This is a genomic window from Rhodococcus sp. NPDC055112, from assembly GCF_053607505.1.
Genome location: NZ_JBSGTR010000106.1, coordinates 1 through 7,738 on the forward strand (window position 1 = coordinate 1; position 7,738 = coordinate 7,738).

Here is a 7,738-nt window from a genome sequence, read left to right on the forward strand (position 1 = left end):
CTTCCGGCCCGCTACGGGACCAGAAGGACTCACGGGCGGCGCAGCCGCCTACAGACCGCGGGCGGGGGTGGTGCCGGTCCGCGCCATCGCGGCGAACAGCCGCTCGTGCATGAGCGCGGACTGGCGCGGGTCGTAGAAGGCCCGATTGAGCGGGTTGGCGCAGTTGTGCATCTCGAGCGAGTCCGTCTCGAGGTCGTAGAGCTCGAACTGCGGCGGGATCACGCCAGCTGGGTCGAAGTAGGCGGAGTACTTCCATCGGGTGTCGCGCACGCACCGGATGTGGTTGGGCTGGGTGACCAGGAACTGCCCGTCGGGTACGGCGCAGTTCTGGTCGTCGTAGGTGAACACGATCTCGTCCTGCACGGTCGCGGTGGGATCGGCGGGGTTGGCGGCCGCGTCGGCGATCACCGGCGTGACATCGGTGCCGCGGAAGTCCCAGGCCCCGCGGTCGGGGACACCCGCAAGGGTGGCCAGGGTGGGCATCACGTCGATGAGGGACGCCATCGCGTCGGACTGGACCGGCGTAGGGAACAGGACGGGATTGCTCACGACGATGGGGACGCGCAGTGTCTCCTCGTACGTGTTGAACACCTTCTGGCGCAGGCCGCCGTGGGACATGCCCATCTCGCCGTGATCGGACATGCGGATGACCATCGTCGACTCGCGCATCCCGGGCCGGGACTCGAGCGCGTCGAGCACCGCCCCGATGTGCTCGTCGACCACCTTGTGCATGTAGGCGTAGAAGTTCACGTAGTTGCGGGCGGCGTTCGGGCCGATCAGCGGGCCGAGGCCGGCCGCGAGCAGCAGCTCCGACTGGATCTGGGCGGTGGGCTTGAAGTTCAGCGCGAGCGATTCGCCGTAGGTCGGCGGCAGTTCGATGCCCTGCTCGAACACCCCTGGCGCGTCGGAGCCGTAGTTGTTGCAGGTGCCGTTGATCGCGTCCCAGGTCTGCGGGTATGCGAGCACGTCGTGCGGGTTGACGAACGAGACGATGAGCGCGAACGGGGTGCTCGAATCGACGCCGCGGACGAAGTCGACCGCCTGCGCGGCATAGCCGCTGTCGAGGTCGGCGCAGCCGCCGCCGAAGTGGTCGGGATTGGTGTCCTGCCCGCCCTCTGGCGGAACCCAACCCTGGAACCCGTACGCGGCGATGTCGGCGCTGGACGGGTCGCCGCCCCCTGCCCCCTTGCTCATGTGCCATTTGCCGCGGTAGTGCACGTTGTAGCCGGCCGAGGACAGCAGCTTGGCCATGTTCTGGATACCGAGCGGCAGCGTCGGCTCGGTCGGGGACACGGTGCCGCCCTCGGTGAGGGTGGCGGTGACGCCGTGCTGTGCGGGGAAGAGCCCGGTGAAGAAGGTGCTGCGGCTGGGTGAGCACATCGCGGCGTTGCAGAAACCGCGGGTGAAGGTGAGCCCCTGGTCGGACAGCCGCTTGCGGTTGGGAAGGTTCCGGTCCGCCCAGCCGGCAGGCCAGAACATCGGACGGCGCTCCTGGTCGGTGATGATGACCACGATGTTCGGGCGTCGGAGCGGGATGCCCGACCCTTCCGCGGCCATCGCCCGCGGACCGGTCGAGCCGATTCCGGCCACGCCCGCCGCGACCAGGGCGCCCGCGGCGCCGAGGAAGGTCCGGCGGGTCGTCGCGGCGGAGAATCCGGCGGACCCGTCCGAGCAGTGAGGTGATTCGGTCGCGCACCGGGTCGATTCGGTCTGGGGCTCCATCGGGCGATCTCCATCCTGAGACGCGAGAGTGCAGCTGACAGGTTTCATGCCCATTCGCGCGCGCCCGGTGGCGGTCCGGCCGGCACCTTGTGACCGTGATTGTTCTCCGTAGGCGGCGTTCGCACCCCGGGTTTCGGATGATCTTGTTCGACGGGGCCGGGATTCTCGCCTGGTCGACGCCACCCCTAGACATACATGGATATCCAACTATAGGATGGCAACATATCCGGAACTCCGCACCGCGCGCCCGTGGGTTGCCATGGGGTCGGCGCGGGCATTCGCCCTAGCGAGAACAGGTCCAATAAAATGGTTCAGGAACTCACCCACTTCGTCGGCGGCAAGCGCGTCCCCGGCACCTCCGACAAGTTCGGCGACGTCTACGACCCCAACACCGGTGAGGTGCAGTCGCGGGTGCCGCTCGCCGACAAGGCCGAGACCGAGGCGATCATCGCCAACGCGGTTGACGCTCAGCGTGAGTGGGCCGCGTTCAACCCGCAGAAGCGGGCCCGCGTCCTGATGAAGTTCCTCCAGCTCGTGCAGCTGGAGATGGACTCGCTCGCGCGACTGCTGTCCTCCGAGCACGGCAAGACCATCCCCGACGCCAAGGGCGACATCCAGCGTGGCCTCGAGGTCATCGAGTTTGCCGTCGGCGCTCCGCACCTGCTCAAGGGCGAGTACACCGAGTCCGCAGGCACCGGCATCGACGTGTACTCGATGCGGCAGCCGCTCGGGGTCGTCGCGGGCATCACCCCGTTCAACTTCCCGGCGATGATCCCGCTCTGGAAGGCGGGCCCGGCGCTCGCCGCGGGCAACGCGTTCATTCTCAAGCCGTCCGAGCGGGACCCCTCGGTGCCGCTGCGCATCGCCGAGCTGTTCGTCGAGGCCGGTCTGCCCGCGGGCGTGTTCAACGTGGTCAACGGCGACAAGGAGGTCGTCGACGTGCTGCTCACCGACGACCGGGTCAAGGCGGTCGGCTTCGTCGGCTCGACCCCGATCGCGCAGTACATCTACGAGACCGCGGCCGCCAACGGCAAGCGCGCGCAGTGCTTCGGCGGGGCCAAGAACCACGCCATCGTGATGCCCGACGCCGACCTCGACGAGGTCGCCGACGCCCTGATCGGTGCCGGCTACGGCAGCGCCGGTGAGCGTTGCATGGCCATCTCGGTCGCCGTTCCGGTCGGTGAGGAGACGGCAGACGCCCTCGTCGCGAAGCTGAAGGAGCGCGTCGCCGAGCTGAAGATCGGTCGCAGCGACGACGAGGGCGTCGACTTCGGTCCCCTCGTCAGTCAGGACGCCCTCGACCGCGTCAACAACTACGTGCAGATCGGAATCGACGAGGGCGCAACGCCGGTCGTCGACGGCCGCGGCTTCACCCTCGAGGGCCACGAAGGCGGGTTCTTCGCGGGCGCCACCCTCTTCGACAATGTCACCTCGGACATGCGCATCTACAAGGAGGAGATCTTCGGACCCGTCCTTCAGGTGGTTCGCGCCGCCGATTACGAGGAGGCTCTGCGCCTACCCACCGAGCACGAGTACGGCAACGGTGTCTCCATCTTCACCCGCGACGGCGACACCGCGCGTGACTTCACCGCTCGCGTCAACGTCGGCATGGTCGGCGTCAACGTCCCGATCCCCGTGCCGATCGCGTACCACACCTTCGGCGGCTGGAAGCGGTCCGGTTTCGGCGACCTCAACCAGCACGGCCCGGACTCCTTCCGGTTCTACACCAAGACCAAGACGGTCACGCAGCGCTGGCCTTCGGGAACCAAGGAGCACGCGACCAATCACTTCGTCATCCCGACGATGGACTAGGAACACCATGTTCACCCTGACCGATGACGAGCGGGCGATCAGCGACACCGCTCGGGACTTCGCCTCGGAGTTCTTGGCCCCCAATGCGATCGAATGGGATCAGACCAAGCACTTCCCGGTGGACGTGCTGCGCAAGGCCGGCTCGCTCGGCATGGGCGGGATCTACATCAGCGAGGACGTCGGCGGGTCGGGGCTCACCCGGCTCGACGCCGTCCGGATCTTCGAGCAGCTCGCCAAGGGCTGCCCGTCCATCGCCGCGTACGTGTCCATCCACAACATGGTCACCTGGATGATCGACTCCTTCGGCACCGACGAGCAGCGGCACCAGTGGGTGCCTGCACTGGCCTCGATGGAGCACCTCGGCAGCTACTGCCTGACCGAGCCGGGTGCCGGTTCCGACGCCGCGGCCCTGAGCACCAAGGCCGTGCGGGACGGCGACGACTACCTGCTGACCGGGGTCAAGCAGTTCATCTCCGGCGCGGGCACCTCCGATGTCTACGTGGTGATGGCCAGGACCGGATCCGCAGGCGCCAAGGGCATCTCGGCGTTCATCGTCCCGAAGGGCGCTGAGGGGCTGTCCTTCGGAGCCAACGAGAAGAAGATGGGCTGGAACGCACAGCCCACCCGTCAGGTGATCCTCGACGAGGTGCGGGTGCCCGCCGCCAACCTGCTCGGTCGGGAGGGCGACGGATTCCGGATCGCGATGTCCGGGCTCAACGGCGGCAGGCTGAACATCGCGGCGTGCTCGGTCGGCGGCGGCCAGGCCGCGCTGCAGAAGGCGGTCAACCACCTGGCCGAGCGCAAGGCGTTCGGCTCGCCGCTGCTCGACTCGCAGGCGCTGCAGTTCCAGCTCGCGGACATGCGCACCGAACTCGAGGCCGCACGCACCCTGCTGTGGCGGGCCGCGGCGGCGCTCGACGAGGATGCGAACGACAAGGTCGAACTCTGCGCGATGGCAAAGCGATTCGCCACCGACACCGGATTCGACGTGGCCAACAAGGCACTACAGATGCACGGCGGGTACGGCTACCTGTCCGAGTACGGATTGGAGAAGATCGTGCGTGATCTGCGGGTCCACCAGATCCTCGAGGGCGCCAACGAGATCATGCGGGTGGTCATCGCCCGCTCCGTCGTCGGAACGGCGGGAGCGGCGTGAGCGAAGCGAACGGCGTCAGCGAACCCAGCGGCGTGAGCGCGTCCGCAGCGGAGGTGACCGAGGCGGAGGTGATCGTCGACAAGCGCGACGGTCTCGGCCTGCTCACCCTGAACCGGCCCAAGGCGATCAACGCGCTCAACCATTCGATGGTGCACCAGCTCGCGGCGGCGCTGACGGAGTGGGCCGCCGACGACGAGGTGCGCGCGGTGGTGCTCACCGGCGCGGGGGAGCGCGGTCTCTGCGCGGGCGGCGACATCGTCTCGATCTACCACGACGCCCAGGACGGCGGCGACGGCTCGCGCGAGTTCTGGCGCGACGAGTACGTGCTCAATGCCGCGATCGCGAGCTACCCGAAGCCGTACGTCGCGATCATGGACGGCATCGTGATGGGCGGTGGCGTCGGGGTGTCCGCGCACGGCAGCGTCCGGATCGTCACCGAGCGCTCGATGATCGGGATGCCCGAGGCCGGAATCGGATTCGTGCTCGACGTCGGCGGCACCTACCTGCTCTCGCGTGCCCCTGGTGAGCTCGGCACCCACATCGCGCTGACGACCGCACGGCTGACCGCGGGCGACGCCATCGCCTGCGGCCTGGCCGATCACTTCATCCCGTCCGGTCGTGTGCCCGCCTTCCTGGCGGCGCTCGCCGCCGGGACCCTCGAGCGCGCGCTCGAGGAGTTCACCGAGCCCGCACCCGAATCCGCGCTGCTGGCGCAGAAGGGGTGGATCGGCGACGCCTACTCGGCGGACACCGTCGAGGAGATCGTCTCGCGGCTTCGGGACAGCGGGATACCGGCGGCAGCGGACGCCGCCGAGCAGATCCTCGCCAAGTCGCCGACCGCGGCGAAGGTGACGCTGCGCTCGCTGCGCCGCTCCCGGGATCTCGGCAGCCTCGAGGAGGTGCTGAACCAGGAGTACCGGGTGTCCTCGGCCTGCCTGGATTCCCACGACCTCGTCGAGGGCATCCGCGCGCAGGTGGTGGAGAAGGACCGCAATCCGGCCTGGTCGCCTGCCACCCTGGAGGAGGTCACGGACGAGCAGGTCGACCGGTACTTCGCCGGTCTGGGGGCACTCGAGCTCGGCCTCGCCCCCGGCGGAAACACCCACAGCTCCATCACTCTCGGCAACACCCAGGAACTCAGCAGCGTTGGGGAAGGAAAGTCATGAGCGCCGCAGGCAACCTCCGGATCGGCTTCATCGGTCTCGGTCACATGGGCGGCCCGATGGCCGCGAACCTGGCCAAGGCCGGATATCAGGTCAACGGCTTCGACCTGGTGCCCGCCGCACTGGAACAGGCCACCCGCGACGGCATCTCGGTCGTGACGTCCGCTGCCGACGCGGCCGCAGGGGCGGACATCGTGATCACGATGCTGCCCAGCGGTAAGCACGTGCTCGGACTGTACGAGGGCGGACTGCTCGAGGCCGCGGCCCCCGGCACGCTGTTCATCGACTGCTCGACCATCGACGTCGCCGATGCCCGCCAGGCCCACGACCTCGCGGTCAAGGCCGGGCACCGCGGCATGGACGCCCCGGTGTCCGGTGGCGTTGCGGGCGCGACCGCGGGCACCCTCGCCTTCATGGTCGGCGCGGACGAGGCCGATTTCGAGTCGGCGCGGCCGCTGCTCGAGGTGATGGGCGCCAAGGTCGTGCACTGCGGTGCATCCGGGGTCGGCCAGGCCGCGAAGATCTGCAACAACATGATCCTGGGCGTGTCCATGATCGCGATCAGCGAGGCGTTCGTGCTCGGCGAGAAGCTGGGCCTGAGCAATCAGGCGCTGTTCGACGTGGCGTCCAACGCCTCGGGCCAGTGCTGGGCCCTGACCAGCTACTGCCCGGTGCCCGGCCCGGTGCCGACCAGCCCGGCGAACAACGACTACCAGCCGGGTTTCGCGGCAGCCCTGATGGACAAGGATCTCGGCCTTGCCGCGAACGCCCTGCGCGGCAACGGCGTTCCGGGCGAGCTCGGCCTGCGTGCCGCGGAGATCTACTCGCGGTTCCACGAGGAGACCGGCGGCACGCTGGACTTCTCCGCCATCGTCAACGACATCCGCCGACGTGCGAACGAGGAGAACGCGTGAGTGACTTCGAGACCATCCTGCTCGAGCGCAAGGGCAGGGTCGGTGTCATCACGCTGAACCGGCCGAAGGCGCTGAACGCGCTCAACGCCCAGCTGATGGGCGAGGTCGTGGCCGCGGTCGTCGACCTCGAGCGCGATCCGGAGATCGGCGCGATCCTCATCACGGGGTCGGAGCGGGCCTTCGCCGCGGGCGCCGACATCAAGGAGATGGCGCCGAAGTCGTACATGGACATGTACCTCGACGACTGGTTCGCGGCGTGGGATCGTCTCGCCTCGGCCCGCAAGCCCACCATCGCCGCGGTTGCCGGCTATGCGCTGGGGGGTGGCTGTGAGCTGGCCATGCTGTGCGACATCATCCTCGCGGCGGACAACGCCAAGTTCGGCCAGCCGGAGATCAAGCTCGGTGTGATCCCGGGAATCGGTGGTTCGCAACGGTTGACCCGCGCCGTCGGCAAGGCGAAGGCGATGGACCTGTGCCTGACCGGACGCAACATGGACGCGGAGGAGGCCGAGCGTGCGGGCCTGGTCTCGCGGATCGTGCCCGCGGCGGACCTGCTCACCGAGGCGCTGGCGACGGCGACGACCATCGCCGAGATGTCGCTGCCCATCGCGATGATGGCCAAGGAGAGCGTGAACAGGTCCTTCGAGACCACCCTCGCCGAGGGTGTCCGCTTCGAGCGCAGGGTGTTCCACTCGACGTTCGCGACCGCGGACCAGAAGGAAGGCATGGCGGCGTTCGTGGACAAGCGGGCGCCCGAGTTCACCAACAGCTAGGAAGCGCGGAGCTTCACCAGCCGCTGAGCGCCGGACCGCGGCGCGAGGACGGCATGCCGGTGGCGGCGGCCCGGCCACCCGGGGCCCCCCCCGCCACCCCACCCGGGGACCCAGGGCCGGGGGGGGGGCGCCCCCCCCCCGCCGCTCCGAGTTGATCAGCCCGAGCTCCCGGTTGGCGTGCTGCTCGGTGTGGGCCCT

At 68.8% G+C, this 7,738-nt stretch carries 6 protein-coding genes; 5 read left to right on the forward strand and 1 reads right to left on the reverse strand.

What is annotated here, in order from left to right; genetic code table 11:
* Window positions 1–48 precede the first annotated feature (48 nt).
* Window positions 49–1,722 carry a sulfatase-like hydrolase/transferase gene (locus tag ACWFRB_RS26030; RefSeq protein WP_452644182.1) on the reverse strand — a complete coding sequence of 558 codons (1,674 nt, stop codon included), beginning with the start codon at window positions 1,720–1,722 and terminating at the stop codon, window positions 49–51.
* Between the two features lie 306 nt (window positions 1,723–2,028).
* Between ACWFRB_RS26030 and ACWFRB_RS26035 the strand changes: the two genes are divergently transcribed.
* From ACWFRB_RS26035 to ACWFRB_RS26055, 5 genes are read left to right on the forward strand one after another with little or no spacing between them, the layout of a single operon-like run.
* Window positions 2,029–3,534 (forward strand): CoA-acylating methylmalonate-semialdehyde dehydrogenase, encoded by a 1,506-nt coding sequence (locus ACWFRB_RS26035; RefSeq protein ID WP_452644184.1) that lies wholly within the window; start codon window positions 2,029–2,031, stop codon window positions 3,532–3,534.
* Window positions 3,535–3,541: 7 nt separating this feature from the next.
* Complete coding sequence (locus ACWFRB_RS26040; protein ID WP_452644186.1) at window positions 3,542–4,690, forward strand: isobutyryl-CoA dehydrogenase; 1,149 nt, start codon at window positions 3,542–3,544, stop codon at window positions 4,688–4,690.
* Window positions 4,691–4,722: 32 nt separating this feature from the next.
* The gene (locus ACWFRB_RS26045) at window positions 4,723–5,856 is read left to right on the forward strand and encodes an enoyl-CoA hydratase/isomerase family protein (RefSeq protein ID WP_452644192.1); all 1,134 of its coding nucleotides are present in this window, start codon (window positions 4,723–4,725) and stop codon (window positions 5,854–5,856) included.
* Window positions 5,853–6,767, forward strand: coding sequence for a 3-hydroxyisobutyrate dehydrogenase (gene mmsB, locus ACWFRB_RS26050; protein WP_452644188.1), 915 nt, complete (start codon window positions 5,853–5,855; stop codon window positions 6,765–6,767). The genes ACWFRB_RS26045 and mmsB overlap by 4 nt, the downstream gene beginning before the upstream one ends.
* Window positions 6,764–7,540, forward strand: coding sequence for an enoyl-CoA hydratase (locus tag ACWFRB_RS26055; RefSeq protein ID WP_452644190.1), 777 nt, complete (start codon window positions 6,764–6,766; stop codon window positions 7,538–7,540). The genes mmsB and ACWFRB_RS26055 overlap by 4 nt, the downstream gene beginning before the upstream one ends.
* The last annotated feature ends 198 nt before the right edge of the window (window positions 7,541–7,738 follow it).

Coding starts and splice junctions, on each gene's coding strand:
- ACWFRB_RS26035 (WP_452644184.1), top strand. CDS start 2,029: ATGGTTCAGGAACTCACCCACTTCGTCGGCGGCAAGCGCGTCCCCGGC.
- mmsB (WP_452644188.1), top strand. CDS start 5,853: ATGAGCGCCGCAGGCAACCTCCGGATCGGCTTCATCGGTCTCGGTCAC.
- ACWFRB_RS26030 (WP_452644182.1), bottom strand. CDS start 1,722: ATGGAGCCCCAGACCGAATCGACCCGGTGCGCGACCGAATCACCTCAC.
- ACWFRB_RS26040 (WP_452644186.1), top strand. CDS start 3,542: ATGTTCACCCTGACCGATGACGAGCGGGCGATCAGCGACACCGCTCGG.